At 38.4% G+C, this 22,475-nt stretch carries 15 protein-coding genes and 3 tRNA genes; 1 reads left to right on the plus strand and 17 read right to left on the minus strand.

Annotated features, from left to right (window positions below; translation table 11 throughout):
- The 12 genes from ACFO5T_RS09665 to ACFO5T_RS09720 all read right to left on the minus strand — a co-directional run.
- On the minus strand, window positions 1–3,705 hold a 3,705-nt coding region (locus tag ACFO5T_RS09665; RefSeq protein ID WP_380033942.1), incomplete at its 3' end, for an IgGFc-binding protein.
- A 244-nt stretch (window positions 3,706–3,949) separates the two neighbouring features.
- A complete protein-coding gene (rplT, locus tag ACFO5T_RS09670; RefSeq protein WP_021778208.1) occupies window positions 3,950–4,294 on the minus strand; it encodes a 50S ribosomal protein L20 in 345 nt (114 codons plus the stop codon).
- 121 nt (window positions 4,295–4,415) lie between these two features.
- Window positions 4,416–4,613 carry a 50S ribosomal protein L35 gene (rpmI, locus tag ACFO5T_RS09675; protein WP_021778209.1) on the minus strand — a complete coding sequence of 66 codons (198 nt, stop codon included), beginning with the start codon at window positions 4,611–4,613 and terminating at the stop codon, window positions 4,416–4,418.
- A 118-nt stretch (window positions 4,614–4,731) separates the two neighbouring features.
- Window positions 4,732–5,244: a translation initiation factor IF-3 gene (infC, locus tag ACFO5T_RS09680; RefSeq protein WP_262485475.1), complete on the minus strand. Its 513-nt coding sequence runs from the start codon at window positions 5,242–5,244 to the stop codon at window positions 4,732–4,734.
- Between the two features lie 65 nt (window positions 5,245–5,309).
- Complete coding sequence (gene thrS / locus ACFO5T_RS09685; RefSeq protein WP_380033945.1) at window positions 5,310–7,253, minus strand: threonine--tRNA ligase; 1,944 nt, start codon at window positions 7,251–7,253, stop codon at window positions 5,310–5,312.
- Window positions 7,254–7,804: 551 nt separating this feature from the next.
- Window positions 7,805–9,709 (minus strand): choice-of-anchor L domain-containing protein, encoded by a 1,905-nt coding sequence (locus tag ACFO5T_RS09690; RefSeq protein WP_380033947.1) that lies wholly within the window; start codon window positions 9,707–9,709, stop codon window positions 7,805–7,807.
- 307 nt (window positions 9,710–10,016) lie between these two features.
- Window positions 10,017–10,090, minus strand: a tRNA-Arg gene (locus ACFO5T_RS09695).
- A 14-nt stretch (window positions 10,091–10,104) separates the two neighbouring features.
- Window positions 10,105–10,179 (minus strand) — tRNA-Pro (locus ACFO5T_RS09700).
- Window positions 10,180–10,247: 68 nt separating this feature from the next.
- Window positions 10,248–10,336 (minus strand) — tRNA-Ser (locus ACFO5T_RS09705).
- A 201-nt stretch (window positions 10,337–10,537) separates the two neighbouring features.
- Window positions 10,538–12,256 (minus strand): T9SS type B sorting domain-containing protein, encoded by a 1,719-nt coding sequence (locus tag ACFO5T_RS09710; RefSeq protein ID WP_380034294.1) that lies wholly within the window; start codon window positions 12,254–12,256, stop codon window positions 10,538–10,540.
- A 155-nt stretch (window positions 12,257–12,411) separates the two neighbouring features.
- Window positions 12,412–15,093 carry a DNA gyrase/topoisomerase IV subunit A gene (locus tag ACFO5T_RS09715; RefSeq protein ID WP_380033949.1) on the minus strand — a complete coding sequence of 894 codons (2,682 nt, stop codon included), beginning with the start codon at window positions 15,091–15,093 and terminating at the stop codon, window positions 12,412–12,414.
- Window positions 15,094–15,129: 36 nt separating this feature from the next.
- Window positions 15,130–16,986 carry a DNA topoisomerase IV subunit B gene (locus ACFO5T_RS09720; protein WP_380033951.1) on the minus strand — a complete coding sequence of 619 codons (1,857 nt, stop codon included), beginning with the start codon at window positions 16,984–16,986 and terminating at the stop codon, window positions 15,130–15,132.
- Window positions 16,987–17,185: 199 nt separating this feature from the next.
- Here ACFO5T_RS09720 and ACFO5T_RS09725 point away from each other — a divergent pair, with 199 nt between their 5' ends.
- Window positions 17,186–17,950: a hypothetical protein gene (locus ACFO5T_RS09725; RefSeq protein WP_380033953.1), complete on the plus strand. Its 765-nt coding sequence runs from the start codon at window positions 17,186–17,188 to the stop codon at window positions 17,948–17,950.
- Here the strand turns inward: ACFO5T_RS09725 and ACFO5T_RS09730 are convergent, their stop codons facing one another.
- From ACFO5T_RS09730 to ACFO5T_RS09750, 5 genes are all read right to left on the minus strand, one after another.
- Window positions 17,951–19,369, minus strand: a complete 1,419-nt coding sequence (locus ACFO5T_RS09730) for a helix-turn-helix domain-containing protein (protein WP_380033955.1) — start codon at window positions 19,367–19,369, stop codon at window positions 17,951–17,953.
- A gap of 302 nt (window positions 19,370–19,671) precedes the next feature.
- Window positions 19,672–19,917, minus strand: coding sequence for an acyl carrier protein (locus ACFO5T_RS09735; protein ID WP_021778925.1), 246 nt, complete (start codon window positions 19,915–19,917; stop codon window positions 19,672–19,674).
- Between the two features lie 54 nt (window positions 19,918–19,971).
- Window positions 19,972–21,246, minus strand: a complete 1,275-nt coding sequence (locus ACFO5T_RS09740) for a beta-ketoacyl-[acyl-carrier-protein] synthase family protein (protein ID WP_380033958.1) — start codon at window positions 21,244–21,246, stop codon at window positions 19,972–19,974.
- Complete coding sequence (locus ACFO5T_RS09745) at window positions 21,236–21,679, minus strand: 3-hydroxyacyl-ACP dehydratase FabZ family protein (RefSeq protein ID WP_380033960.1); 444 nt, start codon at window positions 21,677–21,679, stop codon at window positions 21,236–21,238. Before ACFO5T_RS09745 ends, ACFO5T_RS09740 begins: the two co-directional genes overlap by 11 nt.
- A complete protein-coding gene (locus tag ACFO5T_RS09750) occupies window positions 21,679–22,470 on the minus strand; it encodes an SDR family oxidoreductase (protein WP_380033962.1) in 792 nt (263 codons plus the stop codon). The genes ACFO5T_RS09745 and ACFO5T_RS09750 overlap by 1 nt, the downstream gene beginning before the upstream one ends.
- Window positions 22,471–22,475: the final 5 nt, after the last annotated feature.

The raw sequence follows: 22,475 nt of genomic DNA on the forward strand, positions 1-22,475 counted from the left end.
GGTGAGTACAGGATTCTGGTTTACGATGAGCTCAAAGTTCATCGCAAGGTTGACAAAATCAAACGTAGTACAGCCTGTAGTAGCATCCTCTAGACTGTAGTAAATGGTCTGAGGGTTGCTACTGTTTGAAAAAGTGGTAGGGTTAGCAATAGCATTCATCGCCGTGTAATTCCCTACATTTTCATAATAAGTAACAAGAATATTAGAATCACCGCCCGTAATCTCGGCATCGTTCTGGGTTAGATCAAATTGTGCAGCATTTGCGATAGGTGAACATTCTTCAAGTGAAGAGATGTTGGGTAGGAAGGTGGGGTTAGCCTCCACATTGAGCAATACGTGTATTCCTAGACCACGACAGTCATTTGCAGTATCGCCATCTACACGTACCCAAATACCTTGCTGTCCATTTGCATCTGTATAGGTGAGGTTATTTGTATAGGCATCAATAGTTGCCGTAATAGGATTGGTCTCTGTTTCTGCTTCTTGCTGGGTTTCGTAGTAGCTTACAGTAAGCATTTGCCCAGCAGGAAATAAAGCTAGCACTTGTGATGTAGCATCAGAAAAATCAAATACAGATTGACCATCACTATCTGTATCACACTCAAAATATTCTAATTGAAAAGTATCAGGAATCTCTGAAGTATCTACCTCAAGGTCAATCTGAGCCTGACGTGTACATCCATTTACTGTAGATATAGTAACGCTTATGGATTCGTTGTTTTGTATTTGGTTTGTGTACGCTGTAGGATTAGCTATTGCAGCACCACTAAGGTCATAATATAGAAATGTCTCATTTTCAGAATCACTGCTTAATAAAACTTGCGCCTCTGTTAGATTAAAGAATGCAAAGCCATCTTGATCAATATCACACTGACTTAGTGATACAGGAGAGTTTATGACAGGTAGAGGAGCAACAACTATATTAAAAGTAACAATAGCAAAGCAGGCATCGTTTTGAGTGTTTGATACTCTTGCCGTGATGGCTTGTACTTCTGCATCAGTATTAATAAATGAGGTGGGTAGAGCACCATTGTTTGCATTTGCATCTCCTGGATTATCGTGATATGTAACAGTGAAAATTGTAGGATCTTGACCATTTAGAATATCATCATCTAGTGTAGATAAGTCAAAGGTGGTAAACTGGTTTGTGTCATCTCCATCTGCACTGTCATCGCAAACTATATATGATCCAGGGTCTGTAGCTGTAGCTTGTGGTATAATAGTTAAAGTAATGTCTGTAAAATCTGCGCAGCTATCGTTACTTACATTATCTATTCTGGCAGTAATAGTTTCTGTGCCGGTAACAGTAAAATTAGTAGGAGTTGTAATTAGATTAGTTTCTGAAGAAGCATCAGTAGGAGTGGGGTAGAAGTCTATATTAAATAGTGTACTACTTTGAGTTCCTAAAATAATACTGTTAAGGGTGGTTAGGTCAAAGTTCTCTATTCCATCTGCAGAGCTATCATCGCAGATGTTTTGTGTAGGAACTGCATTTGCTGTGGGTTGACTGTCTACTATGAGGTCGATAGCGGTGGTGTCAAAACAAATCGCACTAGAGTTACTCTCTATTCTAGCGTAAATAGTTGTGCTTGTTGTGTCATATGCAGCAGGTGTAGTAAAAGGCATTACATTATCTATAGCCTGTTGCTCTGTAGTATGCCAGGTCACCGTAAAACTAGCTGCGCTTTGAGAACCTAAAATGATATTTTCGGTTAACATTTCTAAGTTAAAAATCGCAGTACCATCATTTGTATTATCATCACATATACGTACTGGTGGTACAGGGTTTGCTATTGCTTCATCTGTAATAGTTACGGTAAAGCTAAATTCATCTGGACACATATCTGGGTCTGCGGGATTTTCATCATAAACAAATACAGTGGTCGTTGTGGTGATGGGAGTTGTCCAGTCTATAAGCGCGGCAGTAGGGTCAGATTGTAGAGCTGTGTAATACTGAGGGTTATTGAGAAAATTTCCCGAAAGGGTAGCGGGGTCAGCGAGTGTAAAAGTTTCACAAGCAGTAAGATCATCTATAACATCAATGGAAGGATTATCTACTAGGGTTATTGTGATATCAACATCTATAGGGTCGCAATCGCCCACGGCAACGTAGTTATATATAAGTGAGGGGTTAGATACGGGATCTGTAGTAGGGTCAAAAATGTCTGTACCACTATCTAAAGGAGGTGTCCAAGTCCCTCCCGCGGGCGGATTACCATCAAACCGCTCCAGAAGATTTATGGGTCCAGCTGCAGTACATATATCTGTATCTGTATCTTCTGGTGTTACAGCAAATCCTGAGTAGTAGCCTGCAAATCCGGCTGAATTAAAACTACCAAACAGACCAGCAGCAATGGGTCCATCAGAAACAATTACTGCATCACCCATTAACCCACTCACAAAGTAGGTTTCCCATTCTGAGGTGCCTGGGTTTTGGAGGGCAGTTGCTGGATTTAAATTTGTTCCATTAACGGTTACAGTGTTACCTACTCTTGATGTTATTAAAACATTACCTGTAAAATTCTGTGGATTGTTAGGATAAATCTCAGTGACTTCAGGTATTAAATCTACTGTTTTCTGAAAGAAGCAACTTAATGGAGGTATAAAATTCATACCAGGTGTTGCGCTAGGGAAATTAGAACCTCCATTGGTAGGGTCATCATTTGTGCCATTCCTTCCTGCTAGCATTTGATAGACATATAATGTCTTGGAAGGGTCTTGAGTTGAGATGTACATATTTCTATGAGCATCTCCCGTGTTAGGTAAATATAAAGATGGGTCATCCAGATATAAGAAGTCACCCGCATTTGGAATATTTGCAATAAAATCACCATTTACATAAATATCGGTATTGTCATTATTCGCAATAATAATAGGAACTTCAGAACTATCATTACCACCACCTCTTATGAGCATATATTCAAAACCGGTAGCGCTTTCATCTACAATTTGATCAATAAGCATATCAGAAAATAAGCTTGCAAATTGACCTTGATAAAAATTGCCATTTAAGTTTCCTGTATTAACTACAATAGGCTTGTCCGACTCAACTAGAGCACCTATAAAACCTTCACTATTTGCGACAGTGTTACTGTAGCCAGAGACCACAAAGGTTTCTCCTGTATTAAGGGTAATAGTGGGGTTTAAACCATTTTGAAAAACCATATTTGCAGCATCATAATCAGAAAATGTAACGGTTGTATTATCCTGAGAAGCCATAATACTCGCAAAAAAACTGTGTGATGCATTAGTGTTAAGTAATCGTGCGCTACCCAATCTAAACCTAGAGCCTAAGGCGTCTTCGCCTTTGGCGGTGAGGTATCCTGCGTGATTTGTCACGTATGTTCTCAAACTCACATAAATAAGATCTGAAGCATTTACTATAATCCCTTTTGTGGTTATAGCAGTGTTAAGTTGAGATTCACTTACAAGAATTGGAGAGTTACCAGACACATCTATCTCATACGTGCTTGTGTTTCCGTTCCAAATCTGGCTTGTTTGCAATACGGTCCCGTCTCCTGTAGTTATCTCTACGTCTACAGGGGTTGTTGCACTACCATTAGGTGTAGAAATATAAATTGTAGCATTAGTAATTCCTACTCGTGTATGTAACGGCGGTAGATAATGAGTGCTACCCAGTTGTGCAAATACAGGAAGTGTACATAGCGAGATTACTATAAGTAGGGCGTAGTTTTGGATTTTCATAACCTCTAGTTGGTATAAGGTGTGCCTTAAAAATAGTGATATTTTGACTATCAAGGTACTAGAGGGGAGGTAATTGTCTGCTTTTGGAGGTGCAAGGTGTTGTATTACGCTTTCGCGAAAGCGTAAACACTCTTGTAAACTATAGAGGTAAACACGGTAAGTAAATGAGTTTAAAAACAAAAATCCCGCTCAAAAGAGCGGGATTTTATATAAGTGAGATGTATTATTAAATGAGGCTTGCGCCTTACTTTACTTTATTAATTATTGCTTCAAACGCTTCTGGGTGGTTCATAGCAAGGTCTGCAAGCACCTTACGGTTAAGCTCGATTCCATTTGCTTTAACTCCTCCCATAAACTGAGAATAAGACATACCGTGCATACGAGCACCCGCATTAATACGAGTAATCCATAATGAACGGAAATTTCTTTTCTTCTGACGACGGTCTCTGTATGCATAAGACATTGCTTTGTCTACTGCATTCTTTGCAACTGTCCATACGTTTTTACGTCTTCCAAAGTATCCTTTGGCTTGCTTCATCACCTTTTTTCTTCGGGCTCTTTTAGCAACTGAATTTACTGATCTAGGCATAATTTAATGTGTTTTTGTAGCAGGCGACACACACTGTGTGCTCTTGTGTATCTCGCTCTTAAGCGGCGAGACGGCCATACTCCAGGGTTTAAAAATAATTTGTTTTAACCGGTTAAAGTGATTACTTAAGGTTAAGCATCAATTTAACATTGTTCTCATCTGCTTCGTGTACAAGACCGTCGTGCGTCAGAGCTAGCTTGCGCTTCTTAGATTTTTTTGTCAAAATGTGACTCTTAAAAGCGTGCTTTCTTTTGATTTTACCAGTTCCGGTAAGCTTAAAACGCTTCTTAGCACTGGATTTTGTTTTCATTTTAGGCATCTGTTCCTATTTTTTAAATTATCTCACTTATTTTCTTACTAAACCCTCCTTACTCATTGAGTAGGAGGGTTTATATAATAACTACAGTTCTTGAGTTACACTCGAGTCTGTATTGTATTTATTTCTTTTTAGGTGCGATGAACATTGTCATACGCTTTCCTTCAAGTCTTGGGAGTTGCTCTACTTTTCCTAACTCTTCTAGCTCTTGAGCCAGCTTAAGAAGTAGTATTTCTCCTTTATCTTTATAGATGATAGAACGACCTTTAAAGAAAACATACGCTTTAAGTTTTGCTCCTTCTTTAAGGAACTTCTCTGCGTGCTTCTTTTTAAACTCGTAGTCGTGATCATCTGTGTTAGGACCAAAACGAATCTCCTTGATTATCACTTTTGAGGCTTTTGCCTTCATTATCTTTTCACGCTTCTTTTGCTCGTAAACAAACTTTTTATAGTCTATAATCTTACAAACTGGCGGAGCAGCGTTAGGTGATATTTCAACAAGGTCTAGCTCTAGTTCGCTAGCTAGTGCTTGTGCTTTTTGGATAGGGTAAATCCCTACTTCCACGTTATCTCCCACTAGACGTACTTCTTTTGCACGTATCTTTTGGTTGATTTTGTGTTGGTCTTCCTTAATGATCCTTGCAGGACCTCTCGATCTTTTTCTACGTATTGCTATGGCTTTTCTATTTTAAATTAAACTTAATCAAATGTTTTCATTGTCGATGCAATCTCGGTAGATACAATTTTCGCGAAAGCGTCTATAGTCATACTACCTAAATCCTCACCACCGTGTCTTCTTACAGATATTGTGCCATCTTTTTCCTCTTGCTCTCCTATGATAAGCATAAACGGAAGTTTTTGCATCTCTGCTTCCCGTATTTTCTTACCCATAGTCTCGCCTCGGTTATCTATAAGGGCGCGAATTTCGTGATTTTCTAGCAAATTTAATACATTCTGAGCATATTTCTCATATTTCTCACTCAATGTCAGAATTGTAGCTTGCTGTGGCATAAGCCAAAGTGGGAAATTACCACCCGTATGTTCTAATAATATAGCAACAAATCGCTCCATACTGCCAAAAGGGGCGCGGTGTATCATTACCGGCCTGTGCATCTCATTGTCACTGCCTTTGTACTGTAATTCGAAACGCTCAGGCAAGTTGTAATCTACCTGTATAGTCCCTAGTTGCCAGCTGCGACCTAAGGCATCTTTTACCATAAAGTCTAGCTTGGGTCCATAAAATGCTGCCTCACCAGTTTCAACAACATAGTTAAGCCCTTTTGCTTTTGCAGCGTTAAGAATTGCATTTTCTGCTTTTACCCAGTTTTCGTCTTCTCCTATATATTTATCTGGATTTTCTGGATCACGTAAAGAGACTTGAGCTGTAAAGTCTTCAAACCCTAATGAGCCAAAAACATAAAGTACCAAGTCTATTACTTTCATAAACTCTTCATCCAGCTGGTCTGGTGTACAGAAAATGTGTGCATCATCTTGAGTAAATCCTCTTACACGCGTAAGACCGTGTAGCTCTCCAGACTGCTCATAGCGATATACGGTTCCAAACTCTGCAAAGCGCTTAGGTAGTTCTTTATAACTCCACGGGCGACTGTTGTATATCTCACAGTGGTGAGGACAGTTCATAGGTTTGAGTAAAAACTCTTCACCCTCGTTAGGTGTTTGTATAGGTTGAAAGCTATCTGCTCCATACTTTGCATAGTGGCCAGATGTTTCATATAATTCTTTTTGACCTATATGTGGAGATACCACCATCTCATAGCCTTGCTTCTTTTGTGCAGCTTTAAGAAAGTTTTCTAAACGCTCACGTAAAGCAGCTCCCTTAGGTAGCCATAAAGGTAAACCTTGACCTACGCGCTGTGAGAAGGTAAATAGTTCAAGTTCTTTTCCTAGTTTTCTGTGGTCACGCTTCTTTGCTTCTTCTAGAAGTTCTAGGTATTGCTTAAGATCTTTTTGTTTTGGAAAAGAAGTTCCATAAACACGAGTAAGTTGTGGCTTGTTTTCATCACCACGCCAGTATGCACCAGCAACACTCATAATCTTTACGGCTTTTATGATACCTGTATTAGGTATATGTCCTCCGCGACATAAATCTGTAAAGTCGTCGTGATCACAAAAAGTGATAGTTCCATCTTCTAGATTTTCAATAAGTTCTACCTTAAACTCATTTCCTTCACCTTTATATTTATCAAGAGCTTCTTGCTTTGTTACAGATCGCATTTTAAAATCGTGCTTTCCACGAGCAATCTCGAGCATCTTATCTTCTATCTTCTTAAAGTCTTTATCAGAAATAGTTTGATCACCTAGATCAACATCATAATAAAAACCATTTTCTATAGCTGGACCTATAGTAAGTTTTGCCCCAGGGTATAACTTTAATATAGCTTGGGCAAGCACGTGAGAAGAAGAGTGTCTAAAAGCAGTCTTCCCTTCATCATCATTCCAGGTAAATAAGGTAATCGATCCATCTTCTGTAAGTGGGGTAGAGGTCTCTACGGTCTCCCCATTAAATTTTGCAGAAATAACGTTGCGCGCCAGCCCCTCGCTGATGCTCTTTGCGACATCCATAGGAGTAGCTCCCTTGTCCATCTGTTTTACATTGCCATCTGGCAAAGTGATATTGATCATAGTTCGATTATTTATAAGAAGCAAAGATAGGATGTTCGATGTAGGTTTACAATAACTAGGTAATCTGTTTTACATTATATATAGGACAAAGTTTTTTACGCTTTCGCGAAAGGTGTTTTGTGTTCAATTAATAGCATATCAGTGTTCTATGGTTTTAATAGCTGTTGTAGTTGGGTTTTTGAGAGGAATTTTAGAAATATTTCACATTTTTTCTTGTCAGACTTGAACTTCTGTGTATCTTTGCCACCCGTTTGACTGCAAGCGGTAGTTCTTATAAATGTCTGTTTAATTGGCTTTAAAATTTATTTTAAATTATTTTCAAAAGATAGTTTGTAAAGTCGAAAAAGGTTGTAGTTTTGCAGCCGCTAACAAATAGAGGTTTATTTGTAAGAGTTGTTCTTAAAGATTGTTGTTTTTATTGCTTCAGAAAAAAATAATTTTTTTCAAAATAAAGTTGTCAGTATTAAAAACAGTTGTATATTTGCACCCGCTTAGAGAAACAGTAACACATCTAGCGAAGTTCAGGTAATTTTTTTGAATGTTTTGGAAGGCTAAAAAGGGGTTCNATTATTTGCTGTTTGATTAAAATATGCCGTCGGGTCGACTATTGGTGATCCTCCAGAATCAAAATAAACAAACGTTTCATTATTTGAATCGGCACTAAGTAAGGTCTGTGCTTCTGTGAGATTGAAAAAAGCAAAACCATCTTGATCTGTATCACATTGCGATAACAGTACTGGACTATTTAAAAGTACTGGAAGCTCTGCCACATCAAGCGTGATCTCTCTAATTGCGAAACAATTTACATCGCCATTATTTTCAACTCGCACCCATATCATATCATCCGTACTAGTATAAGCAAATGGTAATGGCATCGCATTGTTTGTTGCATCCATAGCCGTCTCGTGATAAGAAACGTTGAACATAGTTGGGTCTTGAGTGTCAAGAATAAGACTATTTAACGATGATAAATCAAATACAGTCTCTCCGTTTGTATCACTACCATCTGATGCATCATCACAAACGATAAAAATTCCAGGATCATTTGCAATAGTTTGACTATTTACCGAAATTATAAATGAGCCCACCTCAAAACAATCTGGACTTAAATCTGTTTCTACACGAACCCATATCTCTTGAGAACTGGATGTATTTGTATATGAATCAGGATTAGAAATCTGATTAATATTCATCTCTGCATCTGACTGATTTTCGTAATAGGTAACACTTACAACCATAGGATCTTGTGTTCCTAAAATATCTGATGTTTGATCACTTAAATTAAAAATTTCAACACCATCACCAGATGGATCATCACATACAGTTAAATCCAAAGGATCATTGTAAATCGCCTCTGCAAACTCTATGATAGCTGTATCCTCACCAAGGCATCCGGTTCCTGCATCTACTAACACTCTATATTCGCCAGCTACATTAACATCTATAATAGGTGTTGTAACTTGCATCCCTGCACCGTCTAGTAGCGGTACAAATCCACCACCATTATCTACCTCCCAAGCATAGCTTAGAGCTCCATCAAATGTAGCATCAAGCGTAAGTGTCTCTCCTTCACAAGCAGCATTAAATTCTGAACCTATTCTATCACCACCTATATCAACTCCTAAATTAAAACTCCCAGCTTCTAAAAAAACTGCGATATCTCTAATAGAGTCACCTTGATCTGCAACTACAAGTTTTATAGTATACGGATTACCCACTACTACAGTTCCTACTGCCGTTAATGAAACCGTTTGTCCCCGGAAGTTTATAGCAGAATTTGCTTCTGGATTAAATGGTAAAAAATTATAACGATCAAAATATTCCTCATTTATAGCAGGACAATTTCCAGGTACTTCTGGATGAATATTAGTCACCTCAATTGGAGTATTTGTACCAGGAAGTACAGCTAGATTTTGAACTACGCCTGTCGTTAAGTCTGTTAAAATAAAGGCAAATGCATCTGAAAATGAACATTCAAAACCTTGATTATACTCTTCGGAGGCCATTATAAAGTTAAAATTTAACTCATCGACAAATGGTGTAAAATCAAACTGTATAAAACTTGCATCATTAGTATTTATAGCTGTAGTATTTGCTTCAAGATCTGGATCACCTGCCCAGCCGCCGCCACTAGGTGTACCGTCTACTTCTGGTCCTGGTACATTATTTACATTACCTGAGACTAATACTATCCCAGCTTCATAAGGGAAATCTGCTCCATTTGCCTCAAATGAACCAATCCCATTTACCCCGGCACCTTGATCTATACCGGTAGATTTTGAAACATTACTAATTTCTGCACATTCACTAGAACTACCTATAAGAATATCTGTAATTAAAGTTTCAACATCTGCAACGGTTGTTGCACTTCCATCTACTGTTATTGCCTGCGCATTAACTTGCACAGTAAAAAGAGATAGTAATAATACAGGTATTAGAATTAAAGATGATCTCATAATGGGTATCGTTTTAATGGAGATTTCTTACCATAAATGCCAGTTTTATTTTAACTCAAATAAAACCTAGCGAAAGATATGAAAAATCACACTCAAACACTGAGTGCGAACACTTTGTAATATAACAAGCTTGTTAACATTAATCCTACAATTTTGAGGTCGTTTGCTATAAACTAAAGCCACAATCTTTTTGACCTGTGTAGCTTAAGTTGTTCTATGAGGTGGAAGGTCTTTATATGAAAATGTAAATGGAAGTAGGCTAAACAAAAAAACCACATCTATAAAAGATGTGGTTTCTTGAATGTTGTGAGCCCTGAAGGATTCGAACCTTCGACCGCCTCCTTAGAAGGGAGGTGCTCTATCCAGCTGAGCTAAGAGCCCTAATCAACAAAATGTCGGGGTAGCAAGATTCGAACTTGCGACCTCCTCGTCCCAAACGAGGCGCGATAACCGGGCTACGCTATACCCCGAGACCTGCACTAAGTGCATAATCTCATACATCAAAAAGATCTATAAAATAGACTTTTTTTGACACTTGCGGAGAGACAGGGATTCGAACCCTGGGTAAGTGTTTCCACCTACGACGATTTAGCAAACCGCTCCTTTCGGCCACTCAGGCACCTCTCCTTTCACTAATAAATGAACTTGCTTATTGTAAGCGGATGCAAATGTACATCAAGAAATACAAGAAAACAAGAATAAAATGAGGATTAATTTATAAACTTTACCTTAAAAATTAATCTCTAATGGTAATGCTCTCAAAATCAATAATAAATTAATTTAACTGATGATAAAATAAATTTATTTTTTCGCGAAAGCGTACCTATTCTATTGTCGTCTTAATGAAAAGTAGCCCGTAAAGATTACATTAGACGTTGTATTTGCTTTGTACCAAAACCCACTATCTAATAATTGTCTTCCGTGGTAGGTTCCATCCCAGCCAATACCATAAGGCAAAATGGTTTTTAATCGCTTACCGTAACGGTCATAAATCTCTATGCTAGTAACTGTCTCTCCATTTACTACTACTCCCCTTACCTGCCAGGTGTCATTTATACCGTCACCATTAGGTGTAAAATATTTTGGAAAACCTGGATCTGGACGTATTACTCTACTATCCATACCGCAGCCCCCTATATCTCTCACGTATACTTGTATATCTAATGGATTTATATTTTGCAATAATGGGCTAGCTTGATAAGGTCCTGCAGGATTACCACTAGCAAATTCAAAATTTCCTTCCTCCTCTAGCTCCACAAGCACACTTGCCGTTGCACCTTGATTTGAAATAACTAGATTACTTATTACAGGAGCTGTAGATATTGTCACGTCAAACATATGCGTGGCTGTGCAGATTACAAAACCTGCCTCTACCATCGCCTCTTCATTTACTTCTAGCAAATATGTGCCTGTCTGAGTGATAGCAATACTAGGATCTGATGAGAGAAGTTGTTGCTGCCCTTCTATAATCTCATACCAAAAGATAGATTCGTAAGGATCTTGATAACTTAACTGCAAGGGAGATTGTTCTTCACAAATCTCATAAGAATCTTCAAGATTAATTACAGGGTTAAGATCGACCATTTCACCTGTAATACCGTCTGTATACGGTCCACAGCCCAGTGTTGTTGTAAAACTAGTTTGCGTGCAATTCTGAGCTTGCCCAGCTGCATTAAAGGGTGTGATGGTTACATAGTAGGTAACGCCTTCCTCAAAGTCTATTACAGGTGTAGATGTGGTTACCCCTATGTTTGTATTTGCTAGTACATCATCGCCGTCTGGGGTTGAGCCTATTTTTATCAAATAGCCTTCTACATTATCTACCGGAAACCACTCAAGCAGTGGTGTAAGAGCAACCTCTATTGCCCCATCTATAGGACTAAAAAGTTGCGTGCACTCCGGTATCTCAGATGCTATGACCTCTGTAGTAAAGCTAGTTTCTGTACAGGTAGTAACTTGCCCGTTTTCATTATAAGGTATTATGGTAATATAATATGTTGTATCAGAATCTAAGTCAAATGGTGGCGTAAACGTAAGCGTATTACCCACATCTTGCCCATTTATAACATCTGTGGCCCCAGGCGATGTGCCTATGTTTATAATGTAACCTGTAGCTCGTGGAGCATAAGACCACGAAATGCTTGTGCTTACAGATACATCTACCGCGCCATTTATGGGAGAAACAACTTCTGTACATCCTGGCGGAAGCGTATTATCTTCTGTAGTAAAAAATTGAGCATCACAACTCACGGTATTACCGCTCGGAAAGAAACCTCTTATAGTAATATATATTAATGTACTCTCTGGAAATCCTTGTGGGGCTGTAAACTGAGGGGTACTTCCTGCGTTATAATTATTAAGAATGTCTATGCCACCAGGGGTAGTACCTAGATCTACAAAGTAACTCACCGCACCAGGTATATCTTCAAAAAATATCGTTTCGGTTACTCCTACATCTGTAGCTCCTTGTACGGGTGAAGTAAGTAATGCGCAGGGATCATATGTAGTATACGCTTTCGCGAAAGCGGAAAAAAAAACAAATAACACCAAAGAAAGGATCTTTAAATTGATATAATGTCTTAACTGCTTCATAATACTACCACATAAAATAGGTCTAGTCTACCAAATATACGGCAAACTAATTTATGTTTTCGTAAGATTAAAAATGGATATTGAGTTCAAAATACTCAAATGCTGTGCTATTAAAATAAGGTAGTTTGCCCTTCGCCGTCATCCCCGTTTTCATCATCACTAGGCTTTGTGCCCTGTGCAGTAGGGTCTCCTGAAGGACTAACAACCTTCTCGTCTACTACTTCTATCTCCGTTTTAGGTACTTCTTGCACTTCTTCATAAGGTAGAGAATCTATCCAGTTGAGGCCTTTTAGCTTTTCGGTAAAGAACGTATTACCCATTGCCGAAATACCCTTAATAGCTATAAAATCTTCCATAGACACCGTTTCATTCTCACGCTGGTCTTTACCACGTTGCTTGTAAAAAACCATCTCTGCAACAGGTCTCCAGTCTGTAGATACAAGTTCTAGCTGGCTGTTGCTATGATCTGAAATAAAGGTTTCTTCCTTATCTGGACTGTCTATTAAGAAGCGCTTACCGTAGTAACGTTCCTTTTCTCCATCCCAATAAATTGCGGTTATAGGCTTTTTTGGCACCCACTTCTCTAGTACAATCATATCATCATCAAAGTGGTGCGTTACCTCTGGTATAATGGTACGCACATTACCGTGCTGGTTTATAATGAGCAATCTATCATCTGGCCTAAACTCTCCCAAAAGATCTCCGCGCTCATCAAGATTGAGTCTTTGCACAGTCTCGTCAAACCATATTTTACGAGGCTTGAGCGTAGAAAGGCCTTTCTCCTTAAGCTCTACAGATTTTACAGCATTTTTTGAGACAATATTTCCTTTTGAAGATCTCCCTTTTATGAGTACATCTGCAAAGTCTACCTCAAGTCTAAGTTTCTTCAGAGAGGCTACAGCTCTTAAATAGACGGTAACAAGCTCTGCCTCACCATTTGGATTTGCGCTAAAATAGAGTACCTGTGCTCCTTTTTTATCACCAGCAAGCTGGTAATCATTATTACGTGTGACAGAGGTAACATTAAAACGTTTTACATAAGTAGGTAGTCCACTACCTGCTCTGTAAATCATATTATAGGTGGTGCGTTTATCTTTTTTCTTAAAGATAGCTACGTGTATGATGTCTTTACCTATAAAGGTTTTAGACTCCACCTTAACCACCATCATAGATCCAGACTTTGTAAATACAATAATATCATCTATGTCTGAACAATCTGTAACATACTCATCCCTTTTAAGAGAAGTACCTACAAAACCTTCGGCCCTGTTTACATAAAGTTTAGTGTTTCTGAGCACAACCTTAGCTGCTTGAATATCGTCAAAAACACGGATCTCTGTTTTACGTTCTTTTCCTTTTCCGTAATCTTTTTTGAGACGCGTAAAGTAGTCTATCGCATACTGTGTAAGATTATCTAAGTGATGTTTTACTTGGGCTATTTGATCCTCAAGTGCATCTATCTTCTGCTGTGCTTTATCAATATCAAACTTAGATATACGTTTAATTCGTATCTCCGTAAGACGTGTAATATCTTCTACAGTCACAGCACGTTTCAAGTGACCTATGTGAGGTTTTAAACCTTCATCTATAGCTTTAATTACACCATCCCAAGTTTCTTGTTCTTCAATATCACGATAAATTCTATTCTCAATAAAAATACGCTCTAGAGAAGCATAATGCCATTGGTTTTCAAACTCTCCAAGCTGGATTTCTAACTCAGACTTAAGAAGTGCTTTTGTACGATCTGTAGACCTGCGCAACATCTCTGACACTCCCACAAAAAGTGGCTTGTTATCTTCAATAACACAACCTAGTGGTGATATAGATGTCTCACAATTTGTAAATGCATACAATGCATCTATGGTTTTATCTGGAGAAATACCGCTAGGCAAATGCACAAGAATCTCAACATTTGCAGAGGTATTATCTTCTATCTTTTTTATCTTGATTTTACCCTTATCATTTGCTTTAAGGATAGAATCTATGAGCGATGTAGTAGTCTGTCCAAAAGGTAGCTCAGTAATTACCAGCGTGTTTTTATCCTGCTGGCTCATACGAGCACGACAGCGTATCTTCCCGCCTCTTAAACCATCTTTATAGTCTGTAAAATCTGCAATACCAGCGGTAGGAAAATCTGGATAAATAGTAAATCGTTTTCCTTTAAGATGTTTTATAGAAGCATCTATGAGTTCTATAAAGTTGTGAGGCATCACCTTAGTACTTAAGCCTACAGCAATTCCCTCTGCACCTTGAGCAAGTAATAAAGGAAACATTACCGGTAAGTTTATAGGCTCTTTTTTACGCCCATCATAAGAGGCCTGCCAGTCTGTAATCTTTGGGTTATACACAACATCTAGTGCAAATTTTGAGAGGCGTGCCTCAATATATCTAGATGCCGCCGCGCGGTCTCCGGTTAAAATATTACCCCAGTTACCCTGTGTATCTATAAGTAGGTCTTTCTGACCTATTTGCACCATTGCATCACCTATACTCGCATCACCGTGAGGGTGATACTGCATCGTGTGCCCTACTACATTTGCTACTTTATTATAACGACCATCATCTAGCTCCTTAAGTGCGTGCATAATACGTCGCTGCACAGGCTTAAAGCCATCCTCTATTGCAGGTACAGCACGCTCAAGTATTACATAAGATGCATAGTCTAAAAACCAATCTTCAAACATTCCAGAGACACGAGTAATCGTCTCCCCACTTCCTTCTCCAGTTTGAGATGGAAGCATATCTGAGTTTAATTCTTCGTCTTGGTTATGGTCGTTTATTTCTTCGCTCATTGATTTAGTTTACGCTTTCGCGAAAGCGTTATTCTTTTACTCCTCTACTACTCTATCTAGTTCTACCTTTAGATTTTCAATAATAAACTTCTGTCTATCTGGGGTGTTTTTACCCATATAGAAAGAGAGAAGATCTTCTATCATAAGTGCTTTGTCGAGCATTACTGGTGCTAGCCTAATATCTTCTCCTATAAAAAACTGAAACTCATCTGGCGATATCTCACCAAGTCCCTTGAATCGGGTAATTTCTGGCTTTGCGCCTAGCTTTGCCATCGCATCTGCCTTTTCTTGATCACTGTAGCAGTATATGGTTTCTTTCTTATTACGTACTCTAAAAAGTGGCGTCTCAAGTATATACAGATGTCCTTCCTTTATTACTTCAGGAAAAAACTGAAGAAAAAATGTAATTAGTAACAAGCGTATGTGCATACCATCTACATCGGCATCGGTAGCGATTACAATGTTGTTATAGCGCAAATCTTCAATAGACTCTTCTATATTGAGTGCCGCTTGCAATAGGTTAAACTCTTCGTTTTCGTAAACAATCTTTTTAGAAAGACCGTAGCTATTGAGAGGTTTCCCTTTAAGGCTAAAAACCGCTTGTGTGTTTACATCTCGTGACTTTGTTATAGATCCAGATGCAGAGTCTCCCTCTGTGATAAACAGTGTAGTCTCTAGGTTTCGGGCTTTCTTACTATCTGTAAGGTGTATACGGCAATCTCTTAATTTCTTATTATGTAAACTCGCTTTTTTTGCTCTCTCCTTTGCAAGTTTTCTTATTCCAGAGAGATCTTTACGCTCACGCTCTGCTTGTAAAATCTTGCGTTGCAAGGCATCTGCCACTGGCGGATTTTTATGCAAGAAGTTATCAAGGGCCGTTTTCAAGAAATCATTTATGTAGGTTCTTACCGTAGGTAAGTCTCCTCCCATATCTGTAGAACCCAGTTTGGTCTTTGTTTGCGACTCAAAAACAGGCTCCATCACCTTAATACTTATAGCAGAAACAATGGACTTTCTAATATCTGAAGCTTCATAGTTCTTACCATAAAACTCTCGTATCGTACGCACGATACTTTCTCTAAAAGCCGCTTGGTGTGTACCTCCTTGAGTGGTATGTTGCCCGTTTACAAAAGAGTGATACTCTTCTGAGTACTGCGTTTTACTGTGTGTGATTGCGACCTCAATATCTTCACCTTTAAGATGAATAATGTCATAAAGTCTATCCCCCTCTGCTATAGACTCAGATAGTAAATCTTTTAATCCATTTTCAGAAAAGAACTTCTCACCGTTAAAAACAATGGTCAGACCCGGATTAAGGTATACGTAATTCTTTATAAGGCGCTCCACATACTCAGAGCGAAACTTAAAGTTCTTGAATATCTCACTATCTGGTACAAACGAAACCTTAGTCCCGCGCCTACGCGAAGTCTCATTTAGCAAGTCTTGATTTGTAAGCTCTCCACGCTCAAACTCTGCACTTGCAGATTTACCATCTCTTGTAGACTCTACTCTAAAATAATTAGAAAGTGCGTTTACAGCCTTTGTACCTACACCGTTGAGTCCTACAGATTTCTTAAATGCACGCGAGTCATACTTACCACCCGTGTTCATTTTTGAAACCACATCGACCACTTTTCCTAGCGGAATCCCACGGCCGTAATCGCGTACGATTACTTTTTCGCCTTGTATAGAAATCTCAATGGTCTTACCCGCACCCATTACAAATTCATCGATACAGTTATCAAGCACCTCTTTTACAAGGATATAGATACCATCATCTGCACTTGAGCCGTCGCCTAGTTTACCTATATACATCCCGGGACGCATACGGATATGCTCCTTCCAGTCGAGGGAGCGTATATTATCTTCGTTGTATTGTGTTTCTTGAGCCATAAAATGTCGTGGAGTCGCTAATATAAGGACTTGCGATGGGTTAAGTAAGCACAAAAAAAAGAAGTAATTAACAATTTTAAAATCTCTTTGTTGATTGCTATATTTTTACGCTTTCGCGAAATAAAACACTCCTAGACCATCCCTTTTTTCTACCATAAACAGCCACTATTTGTATCTTACCATTTGTTAAATCATATTTATGGCCATACTAAGAGGTTTACAAAGAAGACTTGCACTTATTGCTATAGCTGGAGCTGTGGCAGTAGCATTAATAATCATATTTAATAACAATGATAAGAATGTGCAACCAGAAATAATAACTGGAAACTCGTTATTAAAAAAGATAATGAACTCCAGCGGAGGAAAGGAAAACTACGAGGGTATAAAATCACTCTCTTTTGAGAAAGCATTCAAACTTTACGATAAAGACAGCATTACCGAAATAGACCGTCTCGAAAAACACACCTATGATTTTACAAATGGCGCTATGAGATCTATCACCTGGAAAGACAGCCTACACACGTACAAACTCATACAGAGGGATACTGCTATACTGCAGTTTAAGGATGGTACACGTGATACATCTGTAAGCAGGAAGGCTCTACAAAACAAACTATATGCCGCAACTTTTGTGTTAGGTCTTCCCTACACGCTAGATACAGATAGCTCGGTAAAAACGTACTCAGGTATTACAGATTTTCAAGGTAAACCAGCACACGAGCTTAAAGTGACGTTTCAAGATGGCACAGATACTTGGTATCTTTATTATGAAGAGTCTACATTAGACTGGCTGGGGTACTGGGTACAAACTTCAGATCATTATAGCCTGGTAATTAATGAGGAAATGATTAATGAAAAAGGGTTTACGCTTTCGCGAAAGCGTAAAAGCTACCGCACAGACGCACAAAAAAGTCGACTCTACTTGAGAGCCGATTATGAATATTCCAACTATTTAATACAATGATCAGCTCACATTTTCAAGCTTGAGAAACTGTGTAGGTGTGAGATCACAAAATCTTTTAAATGACTTATTAAAAGTCACTTTGTTATTATAGCCTACCTCATAGGCAATGTCTATGATGTTAAGGTTTTCTGGGTTGTTTTTTAAACGTTCCATAGCCTCTTCTACTCTATATTTATTTATGAGTTCAAAGAAGTTAAGGCCAAAATGCTCATTTATTACCTGTGAAGCATTGTGACGTGTTGTACCTAGTCGCTCTGCAACATACTCCAGTTTGAGAGTACTTTGTCTATACAGTTTATCTTCTTCTAACAACTTGACAAGTTGCTCTTTGAGTTCATTTGAGAAACTCGGTGTGAGACCAGAGTTTTGATATTTGTTTACCGCCTTTTTTACTTTAACAACCGTAGTCCCTATAAGCGCCTGTGGATTTGAGTAAGCCACATACCCCACATATAATACAAGGCCTGTCATTGCTAAGAGTTGAATATGCAACAAATCACTTCCAAAACTATACTGTATTAATATAAATGCATAAAGGGCATAAAACACTGCATACACGCTATGCACAACAACTATGTTACGACGTAAACGCAATTGCTTTATCTCAACGTTTGCTGCTTGCTTATTATTGAGATAGAGTTTGATAGTAAAAAATCCGTAGACTACAAGAGATATTACTTTACATATAGTAGCCGGCACTAAATACGGCAGTGTAGAGTAAGAGCCTTCACCAAGCATAATCTCTAATTTTCCCTCGGCAGACATTGCAAAGACTGGGATAAGCAGTATTAAAAATATAACCGTAGGTATTAAATGCAGCGCATCTGTCTTTTTAAACTCATAATTTTTTGTGATTCGCTTAATGTAAAAATAAAGTACAGGACCATATAAAAATGAAAACGGCGCAGACATCGATAATGTGTGCGGCTCATAATACACATAATTAGATAAATAAAGTGCTACGTGTATTAAGAAAAAAGAGTGCATAAAGACAAAGAGACTTATAAGACCATTTGCCATTTTATCTTGCTTTTTTCTCGCATTTAGAATGAGGGCAATAAATATACCTATCAACCCTACATACAAATAGAAAAAAGTACCCATACTAAACTTAACTAAGTACTTATCTTTTAATTCAATAAAGCCGTTATTACGTTTTAAAGCTTCATATGCGCTATTTTCTAAAAGAGAGAAATCACCAGTTTTTACAATATAAGCTTCGAGAGATGCTACCGCCTTATCTCCTTGCCCATTTTTGGTATACAAAATGGCCTCACGCTCTAACGCGCTTGCTGTATCAATATAAAGTCCTTCTTGAGTTTCTTGTGTAGTATTTTCGTCTGGGTCTATCGTAGGATTTGAAAAAGCGACTAGCGGGATACTTAGAAAAAGTAATAATGCAATGAGTGATGATTTCATAAATGTTCGTTTGATTGATGTCTGTAAGGTACAAAAACATCGTATAAACCATTGATTATAAGTATGCACCGATAAAAGTTTACTTACAGACTAAAATTACAAATTATATTAATCCCAAACTACACTAAACTTAAAAAACTGTAAATCAAACTATTAAAAAGTAAGTTTTTATCGGTTAGCACAAAAAATAAAGTAAATATACTTCGGAATAAAAATGCGTTATTTTTAATAAAGAAATGTACTACAAATAAAAAAGCCCCCTATCGGGAGCTTTTAGAATAACTTTTTTACTTCAAAAAGCCTTATAAAACCTTTGCTTCTATAATTTCAATAGCAGATTTTACAGTTTCCATCTTTTCTATCTCATCGTCCTCTATGGTAATATCAAAATGATCTTCTACATCTAATACGATGTCTACCAGATTTGCAGAATTTATATTAAGCTCTTGAGTAAGATGACTGGTAGGTTTAATATCATCTACAGAGACATCTTCTGGAAGATAGATTTTAATAATGTTTTTTAACTCGTCGTAATGCTTTGCGTTCATATCTTTAAATGTGCGATGAGATTTTTTACTCGTCAGGTTACTATCAAATTTATTTTAAGCTGTAAATTTTTTAAATATCATACAGCAATTTACATCTCCAAAGCCAAAACTAGCCTTAGCCGCTATAGAAATTTTTTTATTTACGGTATGACTAGGCACACAGCTATCATCTATTATACCCTTTATATCTGGATGTAAATTACCTGTATTTATATTGCCAAAGACCTTATTATCTTTAAGTTCTAATATGGTTGCCACAGTCTCAATGCTACCAGCGGCAGCAAGGCAATGACCAGTCATACTCTTGAGAGAATTAATATAAGGAAAATCTTTACCCCTTAACTCTAACGCTTCACTCCAGTTTTTAATCTCTGTAGGGCACATTCCCGTAGATGTAAGGTGACCATTTATGGTATCTATATCTCGACTATTTATATCACTATTTCTTACAGCAGTACGTATACAGTGCTGCACTGCCTCACTGTTAGGCGCTGTCATAGTACCTTCCATACGCTGTCCTCCACTATTTACAGCTCCTCCTATAACTTCTGCATAAATGCGAGCTCCCCTTGACAGTGCACTATCTAAAGATTCTAGCACAAGTGCTCCTGCCCCACTGCCCGGTACAAAACCATTTGCATCTTCTTGCATAGGCCTACTGCCAGCCGTAGGGTTCTCATTATATTTTTTAGTAAGTACACGCATAGCATCAAAACCTCCCCATATGTAAGGACCACTGTCATTACAGCTCCCTACTAGCATACGCACAGCATCACCATTGCGCACGCGCTCATATCCCATCAAAACACTCTCAAGACCTGTAGTACAGGCACTACTATTTGTTGTAACTTGATTGCCGCAGCCTATGTAACCGCCTAAGTAGGCGCTTATCCCGCTTGCCATTGTTTGGATAACTGTAGTGCTTCCTAAGCGGCGTACTTTACCCTCATCAGTTTGGTAAATAGCGCTTCTAAATTTTTCTGCACCCAGTAGCGAAACGCCAAAAATGATCCCACTATCATAGTCTACAGCATCTTTATCCATAATATTAAGACCAGCATCTTTCCAAGCGTCTACACCTGCTATCATACCATACTCAATACCAGAACTTTGTAAATCACGTAACTGTAAGGGAGTGAAGTATTCTTTTAAAAGCTCAGGAGTAACATCAGGCTGTCCCGCAATCTGACAGCCAAAATTCAAATCTGCTAGCTGTTGATGAAAAGTAACACCACTTTTACCCGAAAATATGGCATCAGAGAATTGTGCTAGCCCTATTCCGTTGGGAGCACATACTCCCATACCCGTAATCACTACTCTATGCTTCATCTTTTGTGCTAAAAATTCCTGCTAGCTCACCTTGAGCGCAAATATCACCTCCTTCATCATATAACTTTACGACACACTTTAATTTATTAAATCTAAAGTATTTTTGTACAGCTTTTACTATTACTCGTTCTCCTGGTAATACAGGTTTTAAAAACTCCGTTTGTGCATTTGTGAAAGCTACTTGTAATTGAGACAGGTCCTTATCTTGCATTTTATAAATACCTAAGCTTACAAGACCTATTTGTGCCATACACTCTGTAAGAATGACTCCAGGAGTAACAGGTAAATCTTTAAAATGGCCTTTGTAAAAAAAAGCCTCGGGTTTAAAGGTATAACTACCGTGTATCTCCTCTTTTGTAACCATATTTATAGTATCTACAAATAAAAATGGCTCGCCATATGGTAGTGCTGCAATGATTTCTTCTCCGCTCATTATCTTATGTGTTCACCACCATCTACTGGTATTGTTGCACCGTTAATCCACGAGGCTTCGTCTCTTGTTAAAAGATACACTGCATTTGCCACATCAACAGGAAGTGTAAGTCGTTGGTATGGATTTCTCTTAACCGCCATTTCTTTCATCTTATCACTACCCGGTATGAGGCGTAAACTTTCGGTATCTGTAACGCCAGCTTGTATGCAGTTAGACGTTATGCCCAGCGGTGCAAACTCTAGGGCAATTCCGCGTGAGATACTCTCTAGAGCAGCTTTTGCCGCCGCAACTGCTGCATATTGTGGCCACGCACGACTACTACCCTCACTCGTAAACGCAATGGCTCTTGCAGATGGGGTAAATAATTCCGCTTTCGCGAAAGCGGAAACCCAATCATAATAACTCACTGCCATTGCATCCAGCGTGCCTTTAAAATCTTCATTTGAAAGTGTATTACCTCCTTCTGTATTGTACAGCGGTTTTAGGTTACCGCGCGCAATACTATGCAAGATTAATTTAATGACACCTTTACCGAGTTTTGCTAAAATATCATCTACAGTCTCTTGCCTTTTCTTAGGGTTAAGTGCGTCTGTGTTATAAGATATAATCTCACAGCCAGAGACCTCCATCTCCCGCACAGCATCTTCAAAAGCTGCGACCACACTACGTCTTGACCTGTGTATGATAATTATATTCATTCCTTCGTGGGCAAGCTTCTTTGCTGTGGCAAGGCCTAATCCAGCACTTCCACCCAGTATAACAGCATATTTATTTTTATAGCTTTGACTCATCTCTT

This window comes from Dokdonia genika (genome assembly GCF_042652845.1).
GTDB classification, from domain to species: domain Bacteria; phylum Bacteroidota; class Bacteroidia; order Flavobacteriales; family Flavobacteriaceae; genus Dokdonia; species Dokdonia donghaensis.